Consider the following 25,065-nt stretch of genomic DNA (forward strand, 5'->3'; position numbering starts at 1 on the left):
ATCACAGTTTGAATCTCATGTTACATTAATCCAGTTAATGCACTTTTAGTCCTATATATCAAAGGGTAGGCACTGGTTAATCTATGCCCAAATAAAATGAGTAGGAACGCATACGAGCCAGGGGATCCTGTATCTCAAACTCACTTGGGTATATATTCGAGCGTGAATATTGGAAGGTAAAGCAATGGACATCACAAACCTAATTGAGCTGGAAACGATATGTTTAGATCTAAAAGCTCAAACCAAAGATGAAGCGCTCAAAGAGCTGGTCGATATGCTAGAGGCCGCCGGCAAGCTCAACAGTCAAAGCCAGTTCTTGGCAGATATCTGGAAACGAGAAGAGATCGGTAACACAGGATTTGATGATGGTATTGCGATCCCTCATGCCAAAAGTGATGCTGTAGCGCAACCAGCTGTCGCGGTCGGGATCAGCCGTAATGGGATTGATTATGGCGCCGAAGATGGCGAGCTGTCCGATGTGTTTTTCATGCTGGCGTCTCCAGATGGTGATGATCATCATCACATTGAAGTATTGGCACAAATTTCCACCAAAATTATCGAAGACGGCTTTGTTGAAAAGCTCAAGTTGGCTCAATCGCGAGAAGAAGCGCTTGAGATGCTGACTGATATTCAAACCCAATCCAATGAATTTCTCCCGACTTCTTTAGAATTTGCATCAGAACCCCTGAGCCCTTGGGCGCAAAAACTTGGCCGCATTAAAGAGCACCTGCTGTTTGGCACATCCCACATGATCCCGTTTATTGTTGCGGGTGGTGTGTTGTTGTCGTTGTCGGTGATGATCTCTGGACACGGTGGTGTACCACAGGAGGGCATTCTGGCCGATATTGCCCAAATGGGGATTGCTGGCCTGACATTGTTTACTGCCGTTCTTGGCGGTTACATTGCTTATTCCATTGCCGACAAGCCGGGCCTTGCACCGGGTATGATAGGGTCTTGGATTGCGGTCAGTCATTACAATACGGGTTTTTTAGGTGCAATTGTGGTCGGCTTTTTTGCTGGCTTTGTCGTTTGGCTATTAAAGAAAATTCAGCTACCAGACAGCATGAGTTCGCTTGGCTCGATTTTTATTTATCCGCTAGTGGGGACGTTTGTTACTTGTGGCGCGGTGATGTGGGTGATAGGTGCTCCGATTGCCAGCGCAATGACCACCATGAACGAAGTGCTGACGGGCATGGCGGGCTCAGGCAAAGTAATGCTCGGAACTGTGCTTGGGGCAATGACCGCGTTTGATATGGGCGGCCCAATTAACAAAGTGGCGACGTTGTTTGCTCAAACCCAAGTGAACACGCAACCATGGTTGATGGGCGGGGTCGGTATTGCGATTTGTACGCCGCCATTGGGGATGGCACTAGCAACGTTTTTGGCGCCGAGTAAATTCAAGCGAGATGAACGCGAAGCGGGGAAAGCCGCAGGTATTATGGGGATGATCGGCATCAGCGAAGGTGCGATTCCTTTTGCCGCTGGCGACCCTGCACGAGTGTTACCCGCTATTGTGGCGGGTGGCATTGTCGGTAACGTGATTGGCTTTATGTTCCACGTAATGAACCATGCACCGTGGGGCGGTTGGATTGTTCTCCCTGTTGTGGATGGAAAAATTGGTTACATCATCGGCACGATTGCTGGTTCTGTTACCACCGCGTTGATCGTGATTGCACTAAAGAAAACCGTCACAGAAGATGAGAGCTACAAAGGTCATTCTCAAGTATATGGTTCTGTTCAAGGCGAAGGTGAGGCGGATGTTTTGGCGGTTACATCTTGTCCATCAGGTGTGGCACATACGTTCTTAGCGGCGAAGTCATTGGAAAAAGCAGCTTGTGCACTCGGCATTAAGATTAAAGTCGAAACCCAAGGGGCGAATGGCGTCATCAACCGAATTACCGAGAAAGACATCAAGAAAGCGAAGTTTGTGATCTTTGCTCATGATGTCGCGATCAAAGAACCGGAACGTTTTCGAAAAGTAAAAGTGTTGGATGTCAGTACTAAGGATGCCTTGCTTCATCCCATTGCTTTATTGCAAAACAAGAATGAATAGCTATCTTTTAGTTAGCACTTTCTTCGTTAAATTTACTATATATTTGGTCGACTAAGTCGGTAAACTGGCTCCAATTTGGACTATCGAGCACTACCTCAGAGTAGTACGATCTTGAAACCAGTTTGGCCATGGATGACATCTCTAATCAACCGTGGTTCTCTCACTTTCTGGATTGATGAAGAAGCCATTCGCAAGTGGAAGTAGAATAAGCAAGGTAAACGTGGTAAACCTTGTCAGTTCAGAGGTTTAGCCATTATCACTGTGCTTATAGTGAAACGAGTTTTCTCAATACCGTTGAGAACATTGCAAGGGTTTATCGATTCTGTTTTTTTCATTGGCTAACGTCCCTATAGCCTGTCCACATTACAGTTGTATCAGTCGAAGAGCTAAGCAAGTCGAGGTTTTATTTAAACCAAAGACTAGATGTGTAATATATCATCTAGCCCTCGATGCGGCAGGTCTCAAGGTCTATGGTGAAGGTAAACGGAAGGTCAAGAAGCATGGACTGGCGGGAAGTGTAGAGTCTGGAGAAAATGGCATTGAGCTATCGATACCAGCACTTACGAAATCGTTGCGGCAGAACTGATTTTATCTAATGTTACCTATGCAGAAGTCCTCCCTTACTTGCTCAAGCAAACAAGTCGTAAAATCATAGCGATATTAGGTGATGGCGCTTATGACACAGGGGATTGTCACGATGTCATACGTATCCAAGTGTAAGTGGAAAAAAACGATACGGCTACCATAAACGCTCACTATCAGAGACAGCAATGTATCGAGTGAAGAAGTTGTTAGTTGAGCGGTTAAGCCAGAGAAACTACAATGCTCAGGTTGATGAAACTTACGCCATGATTAAAGAGTTGAACAAACTTACAGGGTTTGGTATGCCTGAAACTCAGTGTACTGTATAAGAATTGCTCAACTTCAGGCAGTTTGGTGCTCTGACCGAATTACGCAACAAAGACCCGCTTGGTTCTAAAAGCACTCGTCTGGACTACCGATGTGAAGAATATGAAGAGTTAGCTAAAACAGAATCAAATAAATTTAACCGAGGAGAGAAAATGAATCGAGATATAGGCTTATAGGTTTCGCCTAGCTATTTAACAAAGTATTTAATATTGATTCGAAACACGTGGCATTACCAGTTAAAATTGAGTTTAGTGTTTACGGTGCAATGGATTTGTTCTGATCCATTGATACTGAATACTCTCGTAAGGGACTTTTTCCATACTTTTAGTCATTACGCTTGGCGTTGGTGCAATGCTATGGAATCACCATATCAGCACGTTAGAAGCCTGGACTTTGATTGGTGGATTCATGCTTTTGATTGGTTGGTCAATCTGGAGCGCACTACGCTCAAAGGGAGACTACTTAGAGCAATAGATGGGCTACGAACTGTCTAGCCAACGTATGTCACAGAAGTCTTCCATTTTCTGGCTGTTTACAGGGTTAGTGTTACTGATTATCAGCTCGCGCATTTTGGTGTGGGGAGCTGTGGAAATCCCACAACAACTCGGTGTCAGCGATTTATTGATTGGCCTAACTATTGTGACCTTAGGAACGTCGTTACCCTAATTAGCGGCATCTATAGTGGCGGCTCGTAAAGGCGAGCATGATATAGCTGTGGGTAATGTGGTAGGCTCAAATATGTTTAACTCCTTAGCAGTCATCGGTATTGCGGGCACCATTACACCTATTGCCAATATTGGTGCTGAAGTCTTCTGGCGTGACTGGACATCGATGCTTTTTGTCACGGGATTACTGTTGTTGACCGCTGCTCGTTTTGGCAAATCACAGACAATTTCTCTCAGTGAGGGCGTTGTTCTGTTGGTGTGTTATTTGGGATACAACAGTTATCTAATCTATGGAGCGCTTTAATACATAAATATTGAACAGTGAACTTATTGAGTCACGCAGTAACTATGGAACACATTACGGTTTTTTATGATACGCATTAGGCACTCGTTGTGCTGATCTTGCAAAATACGCTCTTGACAATTTTATCTTGGCTTATGTGGTATCCAAGCTCGTCAACCTCGGGATATTTAAAAAGACAGACAAAGTCAGTGGTGGAGATGAAATTATCGCTCGCTGTCTCAAGTGGCTTCTTATGCGGTTTGTTTAGTCGCACTTGTAGATGTTGCCAGTTTGGTAGCTTTAGTGGGGGCAGCGGGTTTAGCGATTGGTTTGGCTCTGAAAGGCACCCTGAGCAACACTGCCGCAGGTACCATGATTTTATTTCTGAAGCCGAACAAAAAAGGTGGGTTTGTTGAATTCGGAAGCTGCTCAGGTAGCTTGGTTGATATTGGTTTATTCACTCCCGTGTTTTAGACGGCAGATGGCCTTTACATTTCTAGTTAGTACAGTGTTATTTGGAGCTCAACTGTTTGTAATTTTAGTCATAGCAACAAACGTCGTATGTATATCATGGTTGGTATCTCTTACCAATATTTAGTCGAGGTCGGGTTGAATGTACTTAAAGAACTGGCGTTATCCCAAGCGCATATTATTAAAGATCCTGAGTCTCAAGTAATTGTTCGCATGCTGGCTGATAGTTAGATTGGCCTCCAGCTTTGCGTCTGACGTCCAACGGATAAATACTGAGAAACCTATTGGTCGGTGCAGAAGCAAGTGAAGCTAAATATCAATACGGCTGGGTTAGCTATATTCCTTTTCCCGCAGAGAAATCTTTACATGAAGTGGTTGTACAGTAATACTGAAGGTAACTTTCTTACCTATGGTTTTTTAGTAAACTGTCGGGTTCACAAAAATATCAACTTATGGTTCCTTTAAGTGATATCAACAAATGGTTGCTTTTTGAGTAAGCTATTGAAGTGAAAGAAATCGTAGATATCACTTTATGGTTGTTTCGATAGGAGGTTTGAATCATTATGAGCCGTAAGTAGCGCTCTTTTTGTCTCAGTTTTCTTAGCGGCGATGTATTCGTGTATACATGCAACGGTTTTTAGAGATAGGTTGGAATATTAGTCGAAATTTGAAACTGTAAACGCGTTTTTGGGACTAGAATTAAGTGTCATGAAGATAATATTTGTCATTATCTTCAAATTCTTGTGAAGAAAGAACCAGTTTGGAAACCAGCTTAATGAGTATATACCAGGTAAGAAACCTCAATCGTTACTTTAAAGTTCTTGAGCATGATCCGTATCAGAGGGCCATAGATGCGGGCGATGATGACCTGTTGAATAGGCTTTTCAATGAGCCAGTAAGAGCAGAGGGCTTGTCTGATGTTTGGGTAGAAGAGAGTGTTCAATTTACGGCTCACTACAAGACATCGGTAAAAAAACCTGACATATCTGTTTGGGGAACGTGTTTAGTGCTGACGCTGCGAGCGGCTGAAGTGCTTAAACCATACATTGAAACAGATGGTGAGTTTTTACCTATAGTGATTGATGGTGAGAAGTTTCAGGTTTTCAATGTCATGAGTTTTGGAGAAGAAGACCAGGAAAATACGAAACACGAGTATATTGATGAGCATCCGGTTGGCTTGAAGTCGCTTAAGTTCATCGAGTTGAGCGTTGCAGATAAGTACGTTTTCAAGTCGTTGATGGAAGGATGTGCGTTGCTTTATTGCGATGACAAGCTAAAGAACTTGTGTAATGAGCATGACCTGCGTGGTGTCGAATTCGATCTCGATCTACTAGATGTGTTCGACTACTAGTATACTAGTAAGCCGTTTCATTTTTATTGTCTCGTAGTTACCAATTGATTTTTTCTATGACTACTTAGTAATACTAGTTATGAGTTTCTTTTATGTAATAACGTTTATGGTTGAATTTCTGAGTTTGAAACGTGATGTCACAAAGTATCAATTCATGGGTATGTAAATAAAGATTAGAATCATTAAGAGCCGCATGTAGCGGCTCTTTTTGATCATGAAATTAGTTAGTGGCGACAGACTACGAAGCGCTCAGAGGGTTACGAGGACTCGCTTCAGATAAATGAAGAAAGAGCGAATCGAAGTGGCTGTTGTTACCTATTTGACTGCTCATACCGTTGCCATTCCGCTGTTAACTCTGCTTTTTCTTTTCTCGCTGCAATCAGCATTTCTATATTTACGTCAGTGTTTGGGTGCCTTTGAATGTATCGTTCGTAATCAACCGGAACACCATTGATGTGCAGTTCAAGATGTAAATGCGGCCCTGTTGTTCTTCCTGTGTTACCCGTTTTCCCTATCACTTGTCCTCGGCTGATCTTCTCACCAACATGGACGTTGCGCTGAGATAAGTGTAGGTAGCGTGATACAGAGCCATTTGTGTGGCGGATATTAATGTAGTTGCCGGCAAAACGGTTGTAGCGGGACTTTAAAACGACGCCATCAGCAATACTACGAATCGGTGTACCTACAGGTGTGGCATAATCAGTGCCTAAGTGCGGAGTCGTTATATTGGTCACTGGATGTGTTCGCTTTAAGTCATAGTCAGAGCTCACTCTGTAGTTTTTATCAAAGGGTGAAGAAAACATGAACTGATTATTTATCGACACACCATGCTCATCAAATACGTTACCGTGACCATCATTGATAATAAATAAATCAGTTTTACTGCCTAAATAGTAAAAAGAACTAATGTAAGTTTCATTTTTACTATTTAATTTAGTTCTTAAGATAAAGTTATCACCTCTTTTAATAGAGTCAATAATATTAAACTTGCTTTTGATAAGTGCTAATAGCAAGTTGATCTCTTTTTGACTCACTCCTGATTTTAATAATGAAGCGACAAAAGAGTATTCAACAACACCGATAGTGATTTTTTGCCTACGAGTATTCTTATTAATTGGTGGCTGCACATTCTTACTTTCGAATTCTAAAGGCTTGATGGTAGGTAGCCTATCCACAGGAGTGAGGAAGTAGTGAGAAAGCGATACGCTAATCAATATGATTAACGCAGTAGTGATAAAGGCTACGGTAGGAGCTTGCACACTCCTTTTTATTATTAAAATAGTCATTAGTTTTGTTGATTTATCAATACTGACAGTTGTGCGTAGAGTATAATATTTTAAATAAAAACTAGCATTAAAGCATGAGTAATTCCTCTGTTTTAACTAAGTTAATAATTATAGGATGTAAGAATAATTTTAATAATTCAGTCAAAGTGACGGTTGGCTTGGTGTTTATGCCTATTTTGTTGGTGTTAATGTCACGTTGAGAAAATATTTTTCAATAATATAATCTCGGGAAAATATATTTTGCCAAATTACTATGTTCGCTAAAAATACGCTGAAATTAACATTAGGTCTTACGCTTACATCTCTTTTATTGAGTGCATGTGGTGGTGGTGATGGAGGAGACAACACACCGCCAGCTAGAAGCAAAGGAAGCATTTCCGGTATGGTGTTTGACGCCCCAGTCAATGGCGCCAAGATTGAGGTTTTCGAGTTCAAAAATGGAAACTTAGGTCGGAAGTTGGCTAACACAACGTCTGATGCCTTCGGAAACTATCTGCTAGAGTTTGAATCTTCGTCAATGCCTCTTTTTGTTGTTGCAAAAGAGGGGAGTTATACCGATCCGTTTACAAATGAAACGGTATCTGTGAGTAATGCGAAGACACTTAAATTTGAAGGTGTTGTGAACTTTAAAGAGGGGAGTGAGCAAAAGTTAATGCTTACTCCGCTGTCGAACTTGGCAGCAGGCTTGGCAAAGTACAAAATTTCTCAGGGGGCCACAGATGAAAGTGCCTTTTCAACTGCTTTGGATAGTATCAATAGCATGTATGGCTTTGACGTAAATGAGACCAAACCTATTGATATTACCAAAGGTGGGCAAAGCAGCTTTGCTAGTGTAGGGCATCAATACGGCGCTTTATTAACAGCATACTCGTCTTACTCTTACGATCTTATTAAAAAATACGGCAACAGCGATAACGTCTACACTTCGATGCACTTCGCTGACATCCAATATCGGGATGTTATTGCAGATGGTGTTCTTGATGGTCTTGAAGTGAGCCAGACTTCCGGAGCAGTGACTCCCCTCAGCTTTGGACAGAAAAAGATAAACAGCGACGTTTATACACGTGACTTATCTCAACATGTTTTGATCGTGGTAAACGACCCAAGTATCAATATTTCTGGTACTGATGCTGCCGACTATGTCGACTTTAGTAAGAAGCTTAATGACTTAGGTACATATGGCAGTACAGATGGCGTCATTCCACCGCGAGATGGGACGGAGATTGATACCACAGCGCCTATCGTGACACGCATTGACCGTGATGTACTTGCTGGCACCGATAAAGTTGATCTAAAAATTGTTGATGATATCGGTGTAGAAGACGTATCCGCCTTTATTCAGTATCAGATTAATGGCTCTTGGTCTGGTGAATTTCAATGTAACGACATACAAGATTTTGGAAGCACATTCTGTTCGGTTGAATTTGATGATTTTGAAGTTGGCCTTCGAGAGACCAACGTTAAAGTTAACATTAATACCAAAGAGATCGATAGTGTAGATATGAACCCTGCCACAGGGCTCTCAAACGTAACAGCAGCACGGTTAGTCTTATATACAGCGGATGTACTGGGTAATGAGTTAATTCCAGGCAGCCATTCGGGTCTTCATATCAACTTTGAATGGGATAACGATGCGCCTGTTATCGATATTACATCGGCGAGTGCAATTAATAACCAACTTAAAGAATACGTTCTGAAAGGGGTTGTAAAAGAAAGCTCGCAAGAGATTAGTTCGGTCAGTATTTCATTTAAAGATGGCTTACATGAGGGCGTCACATGTTCTCCTGTCACTGTAGAGTCTGGAAATGCTTGTGAGTTTAGTAAGGCTTACCCAACTGATGAATTCCTATCTACGACGGTCTTTGAGGTTCGAGCGAGGGATAGCAAAGGCAATACGGGCTCTGCGCAGCATGCAGTAAGTCGTGACGATCAAGCGCCAGCACAGACGATAACCTATCCTGAAGGTACGTCAATGACGTACGTAAATGTGGGTTTAGATGGTGAACGAACCACTTACGATGGTATCTACTCTCAAGATACGTACACCCCAGACAATGTTCAAGCAAGCCGCGATTTCCTGAAGATTGATTATGCGTACGCAAGTTTAGGGATTCAGAACTCATTAAAAGGGATAGATTTTAGTAACTTCAACGCTAATTTATTGAAAGAGAATAAAATCCCTTATGTTCGTGTGAAAGTTTCAGACGTAAACACCGATACGGTTTTAGGCTCCAACGCTAATAAGCTTAAGCTCGTCGTCAAGTACTTCGTAAGCCAAAACAACGATAACAACTACTCACTTCAGCAAGTTATTGACACAACCGCATCCGATGACGATTACATCGCAAAAATTCCGCACGAAACGCTGTTAGATAGCAATGGGCGAGTAGAGGATGTCATCTATTACATTCCTTTTGTAAGAGATATTTTGGGTGACAGCTTTAAATCGGTATCAGAAAACAGTAGTCAAAAGTTAGTCATTCAAACCGTCGATGAGTCTGATAACGAAAGCACTCCAAGAGAAGTATATTTTAGAAGTAGCTTTGACCTACCAACCATAAAAGTGGTGACACCATTTATTGGTGCGCGAGCTCAACTTGAAGGGTTGAGCCCAAGTGGTGAATTCACTTCACTTGCAAGTTGTACCACTATCCAGCAACTGGAAAGTGACCAGTCTATGGCTCTTGACGTAGCGAGCTGTGAAACCACAACTGACGTAGTGAATTATGATTTCATGCGTGTTCGTTTAATTGGTATCGAAGGTAGTGAGCCATACTATTACCAATGGAAAAGAGATCCAGGGACCAAGAAAGTAACGGTTGACTTAAACAAGGCCAATATTGGTGTGTATTTTAAGCTCAAAGGTTCTCAAACTTACTATATTACTGAACTATCGACATATCAGACTGGTTTGTTTGATTTCCAGTGGGATCAAGTGACAGCGGGAGAGAAAACTTCAGAACGTGCGATTCAAATTCTTGATGAGGTGCGCTACGCGTTATCAGGTACGAATAACAACTCATTCTTTGGGTTTGATCCAACGGTTGTGTCTTATGCAACCAATGAAATGCTTACGACTAAAGCGATTCCAGACAAGCCATCAAATGACTATCTACACCGATTCCTTGTTGAAGCAATTGATAGTATTGCCGAGAGAATGCCAAGAAATAACTCATTAGATTTTGCATCTGCTATTTACGATGATTTTAGCTACGATGGAAAAGCAAATGGTATAGGGGCCGGAGGAAGTCAAGTTACGCTCGATTCTTACACGTTTGGCGCTGAAACTTACCGAAAAGATCTGGCGCAATCCTATTATGAAATCATGGCGAGCAAATACGGTATTGAGACCAATATCGCGCAGCTCTATGCTGATGATATTTCGATGGCTAATCCTGACTTAAATGGTAAGAACATTTTTGATACAGAGGGTAGCAGTATCGATACCTTGCCGCCGCAGCCAAAATTAACCATTGAAAGCGGTAGAGAGACGATGGTTGGTAATAGGCTTTATATCGCTGGCGAGGTTGTTTCTAAAATTGTCCTAGACGATCCTTCTGGTATTGTAGGAACCGACGCTTACGGCCCGAAGTTTAGCACGATGTGGTATCAAGCTAATGAGCCAAATATTGAAATACCACTGGACATCAACATCGTAGAAAACTCAGGCAGCAGCAATGCTTATCGAAAAGAGTACTTCTTCACCCTCAACTCCCAGTCTAGTGAACTAAAAGACATTATAGAGTTTGCCGTGGAGACCAGTGCTATGGACCCACATGGCAATGCGTATGGTTATAATGGTAAATCTCCGTTTATAGAATCGGTGTTTATTGATAACGATTTCCCTAAGGCCAGTTATCTTCCACCGAATGATGTCGATGGTAAACCTGTAGAAAACGGTATTTATTTAAATGCGAACAATACTCATGAATTAACCTTCAAGGTTGAGGATATTGTTGGTGATAAGCTTGCCTCGAGGGGCCTTGTTTTCTACCAGCAAACCGGTGAAAAAGTAACATACACACCAGAAAACTTTGCAAGTAACTCGAAAGACGCGTTTAAAGTCAAACTATGTACGGGCGAGATTTGTTCAAATCAAGGCTCTACGATTTATCCTGGTGATGGAGATTGGTTAGTTGTTGCAGCAGCAGAGGACAACTTAGGTAACTCCGTTTCAGAGTTAACTAGCACCGCTCCGAGATTCAATATTCGTATCGACTCTGAAGCCCCTATTGTAAAAAGTGAGCAGGTTCAAAGCCGTTTAGGTGGTAATAACCAATGGGCACCTGTCATTGATTGGGGGACGTTAAGCTCTGGCAATAACGTAAAAATAGATTTGCGCCGCGGATCTGGTCAGGCTCTGACATTAGAAAGCTGTGACCCTCTAACAGAGGCGTGTGACGTACCATACCTAGTTGGTGAACAGCCTGACGTCAAAGTCCAACTGGTTTCAAAAGCATTTGATTACGATGAATGGAATGAATTTTACGTCACTGCGACGGACAACGCTTACCCTGCCAATGTTAGTACAACAGGGAAATTTACCTTCCAAGTCGATAACAAAGGCCCTGAAATCATCCTAAATACGCCTTGGGTTGAAGACACATTGTCTAAAGAGAACTATGTCATAGGGCGTGAGTTCAATGTGCGATTTAAATCCGTAATAGATGATTCAGACCTTGAGCAAGTCTCGCTGTATCAAAGTGGTAAAGATTCGCCAATTAAGACAATTGTGCCAACGGATTCATCTAAAGAGTTTGTCATGTCTCTTATCAAGAGTGACACAGATAAAATAGACATTTCTGAAGATGAAAAAACAACGTCATTGTATGTAAAAGCAACCGATATTTATGGTTTTGAGTCTAGTTCTAACACGCACAAGGTTATTCTTGATCGTGATGGACCAACATTAGGATTAAGTGGTTTCAATGCGAATGACTACTACTTAGGTAACTATGTCTTTGACCTAACGGCGCTAGACCTAAATGCAAACGGTGATGTTTCAATTAATGGTGTCAATCGAGAAAGCCTAGAGTATTGGACGTTTAGCGATCTGGAACCATTACCTGGCTCTCCCGGTACAAAAATCAATGAGGATCTCAAAGTGAGCCTTGGTGATTTAGGTACGGGTACACACAAGGTTCGTTTAAAAGGGTCTGATGTTCGTGGCAACACAACCTTAACCAGTGATGAGCAAGATTTTACCGTCAAAGTGTACAACTCCATCCCGCAGGTGACGCTGGCGATGAGTTACACGGATGGAACGCCAATTACAAACAACACCATCTATCAAGATGGGAATATCGTACTTACGCTTGATATTGTTGATGATAGTGGCGTTGATCGAATTGACTCAACTTATAGATTCTCTGGAGAGCAAAACGGGACTAACTTTACGTTCTCAGAAACCGCAGATGGCACTTGGACTGCAACGTTGCTTTCTACACAAATTGCCAAAGATGGTAATTATGAACTTGATATCAAAGTTTATAACAAAGTTCGTTACCTTGATGAAAAAGACCGAAAGGTTGGAAAAGTAAACCAAACCTTTAGCGTACAGCGTGAAGGCGTGGTTCTAACAGTTGAAAGCCCGCTGGACTTCCAAAATTACTTATCTGATGGTGTTCTTGATGTCACCTTTACTACATTGAGTGCGGTCAAAGCCAAAACGTTAGAGTGTTGGGTTCGTGAAGAATACAACTCTCTGGATGCGCCACCAACTAATGAGCAACCAACTTCTGGTGTTATCAACGTATCGCAAGAACCTTACAGTTGTAGTGTCAATGTTGGGCAAAACATGACCAAAGCACCTGTTACTTTGATCACTAAAACCTTGGGTACAAATGGGCGTGAAACGATCAACAAGTTCAATTTCTCGATGGTGGATATTGATGCACCGACAGTCGTAGATGGTAACTCATACAGTTTTAAAGGAAGTGATGTTTGGTTTGATGAAGCTTTGAAGAAGAAGATGCTCACATTTGAGCTCTCTTTCAATGATGCTTTATCAGGCGTGAATACCGAAAGTTCAGATGAATATCCAAAGTTGGTTCGTAATCTTGGCAACAAAGCTTATACACCAACGACTTGTGCCAAAGGTGTTGGAAATATCAAGTGTACGTATTCTGAATCCTATGCCGATATTATTGATGGCCTGAGTACAACTCAAGAATACAAAATCAAGAACTTATCTGATTTAGCAGGAAACTTGACGCCAGAGCACGATCTACTGCTTGAATTACCTAAAGGTTCGGTAGTCGTTGAAATTACTGATCCGGTTGGAAACACAACCATTAATGGTCAGCAGCTTGTCGCCAAATTCAGAATTAAGCTGTATGAAAACTCTAGACTAGACAATGTGATGGCCAGGTTTGGAACGGAATCCTACAACTATAAAGATAATCCGGAGAAGTTTGCACAATTAGAGGTGTGTGCAGATGATCCAACCTACAAGTGTTCAACATTTACAAGTGAACTTCCTAGCGATGCGGATGGAAAAACGATCAGGACAACGATTACCGCAACGGATGTGTGGTCGAGAGTCGGTGAAGCGACCGTTGATATTAAAGTTGACAACACACCTCCAAGTGTTGGCGATGAGATTATCGTAACCGAATCGCCAACAAATCCTGATAATGTTCGTTTTCGTTTTGACATAACGGACACTGGTAGCAGCCTGGCAACAGTAAACTACTCGGTTTTAAACCCGAGTTATCAAGAAGAAAGAGTAGAGGATGGGAATGGTTCATCTACGTACTTTGAACTACCGAAATCTCAGTTAGAGGGGCGTGGTTCAATCACAGTAGACATCAAAGCGACAGATAGCGTCGGACTGTATTCTGATATCAGAAAAGTCATTGATATTAGTGTTCCTAAAGTCACAGTTGATTTCGATGGAATTACGAGTTTGCAGGGTGGGAAACTGTTCTTAACCAAGGCAAGCCAGCCGTTTACGGTATCTACGGTGGAAGGAGAAAGAGTGAAAGCTTCACAATATTCTGTGGAGCTTATTCCAAGCCTCGGTGATTCCTTGCGTTACTCAGGTGATGTTATCTCATCTAGTGGTAATGGAATGATGAACTTTGCCGTCGATAACCAAGGGTCATATACCCTTAAGGTGACGGTGACGGACTCAGTTGGAAGAGAGAATACAAGCTTTGAATTACTAGGCAAAAGTTATGATGGAAAGGTTATCGAATCTATTGTTGATTATGACGCTCCAAGTATTTCGGGCTTAAGTGCTAATCAAACCTCTAAGGTGCCGACAAACGATAAGTATCAACTAGAAATTAGTGCATACATTACAGATAAAAATTTAAATCTCGTCACGTCAAAAGCGGTGAGTGGTGGTAGCACAGTAGCTCCTCAAGCGATTACTGAGCCGACAACCGAAGCGGGGCCTTATGTCATAAGCTATTTGTTACCGAAAGGCGATCATACGATCACGGTGGCAGCAACAGACAAGGTGGATAACAAGAGTGAAAGTTCTATTGACGCGCATGTGGAAGCGGCAACCGTTCCCGGGCTAAGTATCTCTACCGCCTCAAGCGCCCCTCTTTTTGGAGGCGAAGAGATTACGCTTGCGTTTAACTTTACAGAAGAAGTTACGAACTTTGATATCTCAGATGTCCATCTTGTCGCTAGTGATAGCGGTGTAACAGGAACGTTAAAACAAGATACTTGGTCGACTTCAGACAATATTACGTGGACGGTTAATTACATCAGTCCAGAAAAGCAAGATAAAAACATAACAATACAGGTAGAGGATGATAGCTACCAAAGTACCAACACCATTCCTGGAAAAGGAAGCAGTTTAAGTATCGCGGTTGAAGGAACCTTACCAAAACTGACCAATGTGACATTTAACCCCGAGCATCAGAGCGTGGGGCAAAGCGTGAGTGTCTCGCTTGAGTTTGATAAAGAGCTCCAAGAGGCGACCGCTACGCTTGGCGGCAATCGCATTAGTTCTCTATCAGCAACGGCAGATAAAAAGGTCTGGATTGGTGATGTACAAGTTCCGAGCACCGCGCTGTTAAGTGTCGACTTGGTTGTTAGTCAATTTAAAGATTTGACTGGCAACATAGGTGAGGATAATACTGCTCACGAATTACCGATCACGCCGACCTTAGCCATCACGCCAGTGGGCAATGTGGATGAAACGCATGCCGCCACGCTACAATTCGAAGGTACGTCAACTCGTTTTGATGGTCAGTCCCTGCGTCTTGAAGTGAAAGCCCAAGGCAGCGCGACGGTACTAAAAAGCGGCAGCGCGACAGTACAAGCCGGTGGCACTTGGATCAGTGACGCAATGGACATGAGTCACCAAACCAATGGTACTTATACTGTGATGGTGACGGGGACGAACTCAGCGGGCATTGAAGTGAGTGAAAGCCAGAGCTTTACACTGGCGCAGTCTCTGCCAACGCTGACTAACGCGACGTTTACGCCTGAGCACCAAGCCATCGGCCAAAGCGTGACGGTGACGCTGGAATTCGATAAAGATCTGCAATCCGCCGCAGCAGAGTTAGGTGGTACGACGATCACTTCATTAGTGGCAACCGCGGACCCAAGTGTTTGGACTGGTGATGTGGTGGTACCAAGCACGTCAGAGCTGAATGTGGCGTTGCTTGTTCGTGACTACCAAGACTTATCAGGAAATACCGGTAGCCAGAACACGGCTTACTCCATGCCGATCACGCCAACTTTAGTTATTACGCCAGTGGGTAATGTGGATGAAACGCAAGCCGCCACGCTACAATTCGAAGGTACGTCGACACGTTTTGACGGTCAGTCCTTGCGTCTTGAAGTGAAAGCTCAAGGCAGCGTGACGGTATTGAAAAGCAGCAGTGCAACAGTACAAGCCGGTGGCACTTGGATCAGTGACGCAATGGACATGAGTCACCAAACCAATGGCACTTATACCGTGATGGTGACGGGGACGAACTCTGCGGGCATTGAAGTGAGTGAAAGCCAGAGCTTTACACTGGCGCAGTCTCTGCCAACGCTGACTAACGCGACGTTTACGCCTGAGCACCAAGCCATCGGCCAAAGCGTGACGGTGACGCTGGAATTCGATAAAGATCTGCAATCCGCCGCAGCAGAGTTAGGTGGTACGACGATCACTTCATTAGTGGCAACCGCGGACCCAAGTGTTTGGACTGGTGATGTGGTGGTACCAAGCACGTCAGAGCTGAATGTGGCGTTGCTTGTTCGTGACTACCAAGACTTATCAGGAAATACCGGTAGCCAGAACACGGCTTACTTCATGCCAATTACACCGACAATACACCTAGACGTTATCAACGATGTTACTGGAGTGGAAAGCGTGACAGTAAGTGGTAGCAGTGAACGATTTGAAGATGGTGAGTTCATAGATATCAAAGCAGTCGACGCTGATGGTACAGAAGCCACAGGCATGGCAACTGTGCTTTCAGACTCATGGACAACTGATTTAGATCTTTCAGGACTGAAGGAGGGGGTAGTGACGATTTATGTAAATGGTACCAACAAGCTTTCCGCCTCTGCCGAAGAGGCTCAAGCAACATTTAACTATGATCGTTTCGCAAGTACAGCCTCCTTAGGTGCTGTTTACAACCGATATTTTAGTGATAACAAAACTTTAAAAAATGCGGCATAAATAAAGCGAGCGTTTAGCTCGCTTTATTTCTTTGGGACTTTTTGTGATATTTATCAAAATAATTGCCTTTATTGATAAGTTACTCGAATTAATGAATCGTCTTAATACAAGGCTGAATAACTATAATAACTAGGCCAATGTTGCTTTTAGGTGTGTATGACGTGATTGTGATGGTCGCTCGGCAGGAGCTGTGGTGAATGTGTCGCGTTGAAAATCTTTTTAAATATTATATATTTACGCTCGTTTCTATACTCTGAGTATAGTGTTCTGCATGAGGTCGATGGGTAATACCTCACCTCTTTAACTCGCGATGAAGCAAATTTAATCCTAGCAAGCTTCAGAGCAGTTACTTTTGTGAGTGCGTAATGCGCTCACCTTTTTATTTAAACTTCCTCAGTAACAGTCAATTTGTTGTTTGTTGCTGAGGAGGGCACCTCATAAACTTCTGAATTTCCTCGTGCTTACCTGAAGCACACGTTACTACGATTTTTGTTAACTTCAGTCCATAAATTAAATTTTTTTAGATAGTAAGATTTTACCATTTTGACAGAGTGGGTGATGTTACTGGCTTTTATTGTGGTCAAATCGCATGTTTTAATAGTAAAAATCACCATTTTTTTGGTGTTTTTGATTTCGGGCGATTTTTCTATCTCGTTGAAAATAAATGGCTAAGTAAGTAGGATACGCAGACCAAATCGTACTTGTAAGCCTTATCAGCTTAATTGTCACCGCAGCCATATTTACGATGTTGGTTGTGGAGAATTCAAATGCATTTAGTTTGCAAATTTATACCTAGCTCGAAGCTATCCTCCAACGAGCTATCTTATGTTCTTACACCGGACGAGTGTATAGGACAGCTTTCGCGTTTGCGAAATTCAGATGACATCCTTAGAAACCTCCCTAAAGAATTGGCGCAAAAGATTTCCATCTCTGCCAAAAAAACGACCAGCGCATTACTAGCTGCTATAAGAATCGAATTGGGAAAAGGCAATTGGGTGTCATTATCTACCGTTGCACGTCGGTCGCCATTGACGGACTCTCAGCTGCAAAGCTTCCCTAGACTTAAATCACTCGTTGACTCTGTATCTGCTTCGAATGAAAGCAAAGCTTTTAAAGCAGGATACAAGCAGGTTATCGACGATGTTGCTTTAGTTCGTAGTTACACGCATGTACCTTCTGAGCCAAGCCCAGATCAAAAAATCGTTGTTGAGTTTGCAGGGCAGTGGTCTAGTAATGCAGCATGTTTGATGTTGGGAAAAACCGAAGCTCAAAAAGAAAAAGTGACTGTAGGCAAGGCTGATACAGAAAACAAACACCGCAGCCTCGCGACGTTTAAAGATCTCGAAGCTGAGGGCAAAACGCTCTATATCAAAATCCCTTGTTCCGACCAACCTCAGCCAATCTTGCTTAAACTCGCCGAAGACCTGCAACCCGTTGATAAAGAAACTCAGATGGATGAGTGGGACAACGTGTTGGTGCCGGTAGTTCCAGTTCATAAGAGTGATTCAGGGTATGTATCTATTGATCGCGGTTATATTTATGTCGTTTGGCAATCAGAAGTTTGGCGAGAAATCCAAGTTCAAAACGACGGACGCTTTTCTGATGTCGATCTATCGCTCTACCAAAGCACTAAGTCCTCGCCTCAAAGATCGGTCGATATCAGCTTATATGATGAAGACTCCGAAGCATTTCTGTCAGGGGAAGCGTTTCAACTGTACCAAGACGGTAAAAAAGTCTATGAGGGCGTGTTGGACGAATACGCTTGCGCCCGTGTTTTTGGTCTTACGGGAGAAGAAGTTGAGGTAGTGGTTGCTGATTGGCCTAATGAAGGCGAAACATACAGAGAATTATTTCAAACCGAGTTGAGTCCATTTAAGGCTGGAAGTAAAACTAAGAGAGAGCCGCTTGGTGTTCCTTTGCCTCATATTTGGCTTCCATACAAAATCAACGGCAGCGTACAGAGTGATGTTGCTCTTTATTATTCTCGGGCTCAACTCAATACTCAGCAACTCAACGAGTTAAAGAGCGGGAATAACGAGAAAGCGGTTAAAGTAGACCTCAGTGATTATTCTTCTGCTCATAACTTTGATGCGAGCTCCGAACCTGTGATTTCGCTGCCGAATCTAGATACTCAAGTGTTAAGCAAATCAGATTACAATGTCGTCAGTCAAAAAGAGCAGGGTGTTGCTGCCGCTGTTGTTAACTCCCCAAGTGAAGGCATCGTAATTACTTATAAGAGTAACCCCCAATGCGATCAACCAGATGATTATTTCCAACTGGCGTGTGTTGATGAAACATGGAGCCAAAAGATTTTTTTGCGCGAGGCTGAGTTTGTGGATCAGTATTGTAAAGAAGTCGTGTTTAGTGGTTGGTTACCAGAAGTTAAAAGGGTCAATCTAACCCGTCATTGCCGATCTCATAACTCAGATAAAACGGTCTTAATGTCAGTAATTTTTCAAGACATTGAACTCACGGAACTATTATAAAATGAAACGAACAACGTTAAGTATCATGCTTCTGTCGACAGCTATGTTATTAACAGGCTGTGGTGACGAAAGTAATCAAACTTCGAATACTGCAACAACACAATCCGTAGAAAAAGAACCCACTCAAAAGGCTTGTTACAATGTTGGTGAAACAACGTCATTAGAACGCAAAGATGTGACAGGACCACGCTGCCAATGGCAAAGTGAGCACAACTTTATTGTTTACTCTGAAGATCTGTCCAAGCCTGAATACCCAGGTACACTTCCCGTAAAACCAGGCTATGCTGTTCGCAGAGCAAAAGAGTGGCCTCGTGAAGATTTATCTGATGCAAGTTCCTATGACAAACCTCGAATTCAGTTTTGGTGGAATAATGTTGGCTCTCGAGACCCTCTCGTAAACGATTACGAAAATGGCTATAAAATCTGGAGCATGAAAATTGATGGGACAGATTTACGCTTAGTCACGGATGATATGCCAAGCACCGCGTCACCACAGAATTTTACGATGAGTCGTTCACCTAACAATCGTTATGTGGCTTATGCATACAGTTATGGAGAGCCTCTGATAAAAGCCATTTTTGACTTAAAAACGCAACAGACCATTAAGCTAGGGAGCGCGCGGACTAAGCCATATTTGGTCTGGGCGGACGACTCTAGTTACATCTACTTCTCAGATGGTTTTAAGCGTTTTAAATACACACTCGCGACAGGAACCAAAGAAGAGGTAGATGTACCGTTGTCTGAAGATACGGTCATTGTAGATGGCAAGTTAATCAATGCCGCGGGCTTGGGGGTGGGAGTTTATGACGCCAAGACTCTCGAACGGTTATACACGATTTTACCTGAAAAAGAGTTTGAAGACTCCATCGATATTGAGAAGCGCATCTACCGCCAAACTGCCATCAGCCCTAATGGTAAGTACGTATGGGCGGTGAACTCATACCGTAAAGTTTTGATCAATGTTGAGGAAAAAACGTGGCTTGCGTTCTCTGACGAAGGAGAGGAAAAGAAAGTTTACGATAAGGTGGTTAACATTAGTAATGATGGCCGAGAAACCCAGACTGGAGCAGCAGTAATAACCATAAAACGCTATGGATCTGATTATCGCTATGAGTTGACCGGAAAAGGTCGACAGTCATGGAAGGTGATTCATTCTGGAAGAGTAGCTAAAACCCCAGTTCTTTATAATGCCGATGCTAACGGTGGGCGTTTTCTGGAGGTAGAAAACGATGAGTAATGACCTTAAGTATTTACCAACAGATGTCTATTTGTTTGGTGTCGATTTTCCTAATGTTGGGGATGCACAGAACCCTCAATATAAAGAACTCAATATCGAAAAAGACCTGACCTCATTGGAAGAGTTGAAAAAAATTCGCCCTATGTCACGGCTTCCCATTGCCAAAAACTTAGGAGAGGAAAGCGCAGCCCTTTGGGCGACAGACGACTTAGGTCGTTTACATGTACTGGGCGATTCTATTCAGAAAAACCAAAAAACCAGCATCAATCAGGTTTTGGCACTGCGCTCGCCAGTACATGAACTAACACAGAAGACGTACAAGCTGTCTTTTCCTGAATGGTCAATGCTTACAGAGTTGGCGATTGGTGCACAGAGTGATGCTCGGCCAATGAAAAAGACGTGTGCAGACCTTGTCTCTATCTTAGAAAAGCTAAAGGGGTATGACGGTGATCAAGCACTGAACTCGCTAGAAAAAAAAGTGGAATACGCTGTTACAGAAGTAAAGCGCTCACAACTCGCGCCTAAATATGAAGCAGGCACTCAAGCACTAACGGATGAGCAAGCTACATATAACAAATGGTATGACTCTGTTCCTGAAGATAAGCCCATTCGTGGCTTTATTGTACCCACGTTCTCATTTCTCGCCGTAGCATTTTCTACACAAGAGTATGCTGATGCAATTGTTAAAGTTACTCGTTTTGATGAGGAGACCGGACAGCACCTAAACCTGCAGGGCAAAAATACCATAACGCAAGCACAACTTGAGCAAAACAGCGGTTCGCATCGCCCAATTGCGTTGTTTCCGTTGGCGTCGGACGTTTTTATTGATGGTATGTACACCATTGAGGTGACTTTTGACATTGAACTCATTGATGAGATCCCTGAGTTTGCATTAAATGCCACTAATGTAACTAAAGAATATGATGAGGTTGGACTTATCTCCAAAGTTAGCTACGAGCTACGAGAATACATCACGCTTAGCCAAACGACACCTTTTGGTAAGATCGCGGTTGTTGCGGGCGACATGATCTCACTTGAAGAGTCTTTGATATACCAATTTCCTACGCAGTTTAAAGCTCTACAAGCCTTCCGAATGGGAGAGCTTGAAAACCTAGAGAATAGCGGAACGACTGCCAGTATGAGTGCTGCGCTGTGGGAGATTGGTACAAAAGTTACGCCAAGTTTGGTTAATGCTGGCATTAATATTCATCAAAATCCCTCAAGTAAACACGACGTGATTGGAAGTTTAGCAAACACGTTTTGGGGGCAAGTAGACAAGGGCGCTTTACCCCCAGCCATGATTTCTGCATTGGAGTTTTCATTTGGGGTATCGGCGACTGCAGCAGCTTACCAAACTCTTCAAGATTTACGCCAAGCAGCATCGGAATCCGAGCGTGCAGCTCAAGTGGGCTTAAAAGCGCTCCTCAAAGAGAAAGGATTTGATAAAAGTAAGTTCTTTACCAAGGTGATTGAACCTGCGAGAAATGGCAATGCCCACGTTGTGGCGGGTAGTGCTGCTAGAACGTGGTTGACAGGTAACGGCAGTGTCAAAAGCTTTTTGTCGCCCTTTGCTGGGGCCGGGCTCAATGCAATTAACACCTTCTATGAGATAAAAGAGATCACTGACAAAAGCGAGCAATTACGCTTAGCAGAAGAGAAAGCTAAACTCAGGAAAAGTTATTTTGAGCAGGTATCACGCGATTATCTGAACTGGGTACCAGTCTGGAAAGAAAGTCTGAAGAGCGGGGAATTACTACTTAAGCAAATCATAGATAAGTTAGGCGACAATGTAACGTTTACTGACAGCATTCCGAATGACGTTGCTGAAGACAGTGCAATGTTTGTTAAAGACCATAAAGGTGCCGGTTTACGCTTGGTTTTTCCTTTTGATAACAATCAGGTTCAAGCCCCTCACTTGTCATATTTGGCTGCTGTCGATAAAGAATTATCTAAGATTCCAAATGCCGTTGTTGAAATCGAAGGGCATGCCTGTCAAAACGGTGATTCAGAATATAACCAAAACCTTTCGCAACAGCGAGCGCAGCATGTTGCTGAGTTCTTTTCTTCAGTCAGTGACATTCGATTTTTTGGCGAACGTCGACCGATAGTCGAGGTACCAAACAACGAAATCAAACGCGAAAACGCTCAACTTAATATTAACCGACGTGTTGAGGTTCGAATATACCTACAAGAGTTTGCGGCGAGAATTCCACCGAGTCGACTCGGCTTTAAGGCTATGGAGCAAGCGCGTTTAGCTCAGTTAAATGCGAACTTGGGAGAAGAAGCAATTGCAAAAGAGCTCAAGCTAGCTATCTTCGAGATGATCGTTGGTATGGCTTGCTATGTTCCGATAATAGGACAGGCAGCAAGAGGCTTTTTCGTTGTTAAAGAAGGCGGGAAAATGCTGATGAGTGGCGCCCAGTTGCTAGACTCTGCGCTCTTCGATTATTACTTGTCTTCCTACAACGAAGTTAGAAAAAGCATATCTGCGATTGAACAACTTAGTCATGAAACCACAGAGATTATTGATTCATTGGCTGAAATTAATACTCAATTGACCGAGATGTATTTTACGTCTTCAGAGGCGTTAGTCGAGCACCTAGGAAAAGCAACGGGTGCAAAGGAGTTGATTAAGCGCTATCAACGCCGTGCACTTGCTATTAATGGTTTGGTACTTTTGATTCAAAGAGCTTGTGCTGAGGGCGAACAAGAGTTCACAAAGCAGTGGCAAGTATTAGCCATCGATGAATACATTCAGCGATATATCGAAACCGACGGCTGGATATTAAACACAGAGTTAAAAGAAAACTTGTGCAACTTGTGGATCCAAGAACTCATGCGTCGTGAGGGACGCAAGCAATTAGTTGAAAGTTACGGTGAAGAAATAGCTGAACAAATCATTACTCGTAACAAAGCCAACTATATTGCTCCAAAAAGGAAAGACGTTTCTGGGGCGTTTAATGTCGCGTTTCCAGTGCAAGACAAGCTCTATAATCGCGATCAACAACGAGGCTTAGTGGAGTTTGCGACACAGTTTAATGTTGAGTCTAAAAAATTATCAGAAGAGGACCTAGGGTTCGTTAGGTTATTAGTCTCTGAGCCTCATGACAACTCTAAATGGGTCACCTTTGATGAGTGGGAGAAGGTACGATTAAAAGCAAATAAAAAGGTGCGATTATCGCCTTTCCACCGTTTGAAGTGGCAAATGGTGTTAGGCAAACAAAGTCTGAAACAGATGACGTCAAATGTGTTTCAGTGTGAGATGTCTTATCAGCGCACTGACGGTTTACTTAATACCAGTGGACCTAAGTTTAATTTGATGTTCAAGCCGATGAAACACGAGGAATTTAGTGTAGATCCCAAAGGTGAGTTGGCCGAATTTTTTGAGGCGGAAAAAGCAGACGGCAAAGTCCTTATTGGTTGTGAGTTTGAACCGTATTTTTACTTTGGCGATGATGTCTTCTCTGGAGTGAAGCCTTTGATCGCTAAGCACGATTTAGTCGATTATAGCGGATACTTATCTAAAGTTGCTCTCGGTCCGATTTTTGGGCAGGTGATAAAAATTGACTCCCAACAAGATGTACTCAAAGAATATGTAAACAGCGGTGGCTTCAAAAATATGACCTATGAGTTCACTCTATCTGGAAGCAACTATAAGCTACCAGTACGAGTGGACAAGACAGTCGGACGATTTATTACGTCACCTAGACAGATTCCTGTAGGAGTCGATACAAACCATAACTATACACTCTCTGCTAAATCGGGCTTTATTGCGAACGGAAATAGTGTGTCAGAGAAAGATTTGTTAACGCTAGATTTTGTCTTACATAGTAAAGTTCATAAAGGCCCGACAAAGCCTGTTATCGATGACATTAAGCACAGTGCGATTGCGGTCAACTACGGAAATAAACGACAGTTTATGAACGAAGACAGTATGTTCACTACTGCTGATGAGCTCAAAGGTTTTGATTGGACTTCGAATAAGCCATTCGCTATGGAAGTTATGCTTATTGGTGGCAAGCACAGAAAAGAGTCGTATGAGGGACAAAACCTCGAATGGCAAAGTGTTCCAGTTTCACTAAAGCTATCTACTACTTTTGATAATGAAGCCGTATTCGGATCTGAAACTACCGCTGGTCCTGAGTATCTAAGTAACCTTACTTATATTGGGATACTAAAGAAAGACGGTTCTAAATGGACGCTAGATGACAGCGATGTGATTAACAAAAATATAGACGCAGATTTTGTCTCTGAGGCTCTATCCAACATAGACATGGATGAAGATTTCGATGGTAAGGTGGTCTACGCGTCTCGTTTCGAGTTCGCATTTAAAGCGCTGAACGGGCAAGAAATCAAGGGGCTTCGACCATTTGGACCCGTTGTCTCGACATCTGGTCGATTCCAAGAAGCAGTTCTAAAGGTGTCCTCTCTAGTACAACGTAATACAGCGGAAAAAACGCCGTTTAAACTTGAAAGCTTTGAGATGTCGTTGGGCAGGCAGTACAAAAATGTAGATGAGTTATCTTATTTTTCTGATTGTGAAGACCCAAGCTATAAAGTTGATAAAGATATGTACATCAACTGGGCAAAACTGAAACCTGAAGAGCGTACAGAACGTTTGTTAACTTGGATTAGAGACCCATACTTAGCAACTATCATTGAAGCGTCGATTCTCAATAAATAAAAA

At 42.8% G+C, this 25,065-nt stretch carries 9 protein-coding genes and 2 pseudogenes; 10 read left to right on the forward strand and 1 reads right to left on the reverse strand.

Features of this window, described 5'->3' with window-relative positions; genetic code table 11:
• The first annotated feature begins 184 nt into the window (after positions 1-184).
• The 6 genes and pseudogenes from R8N46_RS05870 (at position 185) to R8N46_RS05890 (ending at position 5,732) form a co-directional block, all read left to right on the forward strand.
• Positions 185-2,053 carry a fructose-specific PTS transporter subunit EIIC gene (locus tag R8N46_RS05870; RefSeq protein WP_136976732.1) on the forward strand — a complete coding sequence of 623 codons (1,869 nt, stop codon included), beginning with the start codon at positions 185-187 and terminating at the stop codon, positions 2,051-2,053.
• A 132-nt stretch (positions 2,054-2,185) separates the two neighbouring features.
• Positions 2,186-2,964, forward strand: a pseudogene (locus tag R8N46_RS05875) (IS5 family transposase).
• 316 nt (positions 2,965-3,280) lie between these two features.
• Positions 3,281-3,931: pseudogene (locus R8N46_RS05880) on the forward strand (sodium:calcium antiporter); the annotation flags it as partial.
• Positions 3,932-4,153: 222 nt separating this feature from the next.
• Positions 4,154-4,384 (forward strand): mechanosensitive ion channel domain-containing protein, encoded by a 231-nt coding sequence (locus R8N46_RS25730; RefSeq protein WP_372059718.1) that lies wholly within the window; start codon positions 4,154-4,156, stop codon positions 4,382-4,384.
• 87 nt (positions 4,385-4,471) lie between these two features.
• A complete protein-coding gene (locus R8N46_RS25735) occupies positions 4,472-4,612 on the forward strand; it encodes a hypothetical protein (protein WP_372059719.1) in 141 nt (46 codons plus the stop codon).
• Positions 4,613-5,156: 544 nt separating this feature from the next.
• Positions 5,157-5,732 carry a hypothetical protein gene (locus R8N46_RS05890; protein WP_064354833.1) on the forward strand — a complete coding sequence of 192 codons (576 nt, stop codon included), beginning with the start codon at positions 5,157-5,159 and terminating at the stop codon, positions 5,730-5,732.
• A gap of 311 nt (positions 5,733-6,043) precedes the next feature.
• Here the strand turns inward: R8N46_RS05890 and R8N46_RS05895 are convergent, their stop codons facing one another.
• The gene (locus tag R8N46_RS05895; protein ID WP_054865523.1) at positions 6,044-7,018 is read right to left on the reverse strand and encodes a M23 family metallopeptidase; all 975 of its coding nucleotides are present in this window, start codon (positions 7,016-7,018) and stop codon (positions 6,044-6,046) included.
• Between the two features lie 253 nt (positions 7,019-7,271).
• Between R8N46_RS05895 and R8N46_RS05900 the strand changes: the two genes are divergently transcribed.
• The 4 genes from R8N46_RS05900 (at position 7,272) to R8N46_RS05915 (ending at position 25,062) form a co-directional block, all read left to right on the forward strand.
• Positions 7,272-16,655 (forward strand): tandem large repeat, encoded by a 9,384-nt coding sequence (locus R8N46_RS05900; protein ID WP_250156707.1) that lies wholly within the window; start codon positions 7,272-7,274, stop codon positions 16,653-16,655.
• A 767-nt stretch (positions 16,656-17,422) separates the two neighbouring features.
• Complete coding sequence (locus R8N46_RS05905; protein WP_042522646.1) at positions 17,423-19,141, forward strand: hypothetical protein; 1,719 nt, start codon at positions 17,423-17,425, stop codon at positions 19,139-19,141.
• A gap of 1 nt (position 19,142) precedes the next feature.
• Positions 19,143-20,378, forward strand: a complete 1,236-nt coding sequence (locus tag R8N46_RS05910; protein ID WP_042522645.1) for a TolB family protein — start codon at positions 19,143-19,145, stop codon at positions 20,376-20,378.
• Positions 20,371-25,062 carry an OmpA family protein gene (locus tag R8N46_RS05915; protein ID WP_115386558.1) on the forward strand — a complete coding sequence of 1,564 codons (4,692 nt, stop codon included), beginning with the start codon at positions 20,371-20,373 and terminating at the stop codon, positions 25,060-25,062. Before R8N46_RS05910 ends, R8N46_RS05915 begins: the two co-directional genes overlap by 8 nt.
• The last annotated feature ends 3 nt before the right edge of the window (positions 25,063-25,065 follow it).

It is taken from the genome of Vibrio sp. 1874 (assembly GCF_033344395.1).
Classification (GTDB): domain Bacteria; phylum Pseudomonadota; class Gammaproteobacteria; order Enterobacterales; family Vibrionaceae; genus Vibrio; species Vibrio alginolyticus.

Bases quoted from the DNA above. Each gene is read 5' to 3' on its own strand.
- R8N46_RS05870 (WP_136976732.1), top strand. From the start codon at position 185: ATGGACATCACAAACCTAATTGAGCTGGAAACGATATGTTTAGATCTA.
- R8N46_RS25735 (WP_372059719.1), top strand. From the start codon at position 4,472: ATGTATATCATGGTTGGTATCTCTTACCAATATTTAGTCGAGGTCGGG.
- R8N46_RS05890 (WP_064354833.1), top strand. From the start codon at position 5,157: ATGAGTATATACCAGGTAAGAAACCTCAATCGTTACTTTAAAGTTCTT.
- R8N46_RS05895 (WP_054865523.1), bottom strand. From the start codon at position 7,018: ATGACTATTTTAATAATAAAAAGGAGTGTGCAAGCTCCTACCGTAGCC.
- R8N46_RS05900 (WP_250156707.1), top strand. From the start codon at position 7,272: ATGTTCGCTAAAAATACGCTGAAATTAACATTAGGTCTTACGCTTACA.
- R8N46_RS05905 (WP_042522646.1), top strand. From the start codon at position 17,423: ATGCATTTAGTTTGCAAATTTATACCTAGCTCGAAGCTATCCTCCAAC.
- R8N46_RS05910 (WP_042522645.1), top strand. From the start codon at position 19,143: ATGAAACGAACAACGTTAAGTATCATGCTTCTGTCGACAGCTATGTTA.
- R8N46_RS05915 (WP_115386558.1), top strand. From the start codon at position 20,371: ATGAGTAATGACCTTAAGTATTTACCAACAGATGTCTATTTGTTTGGT.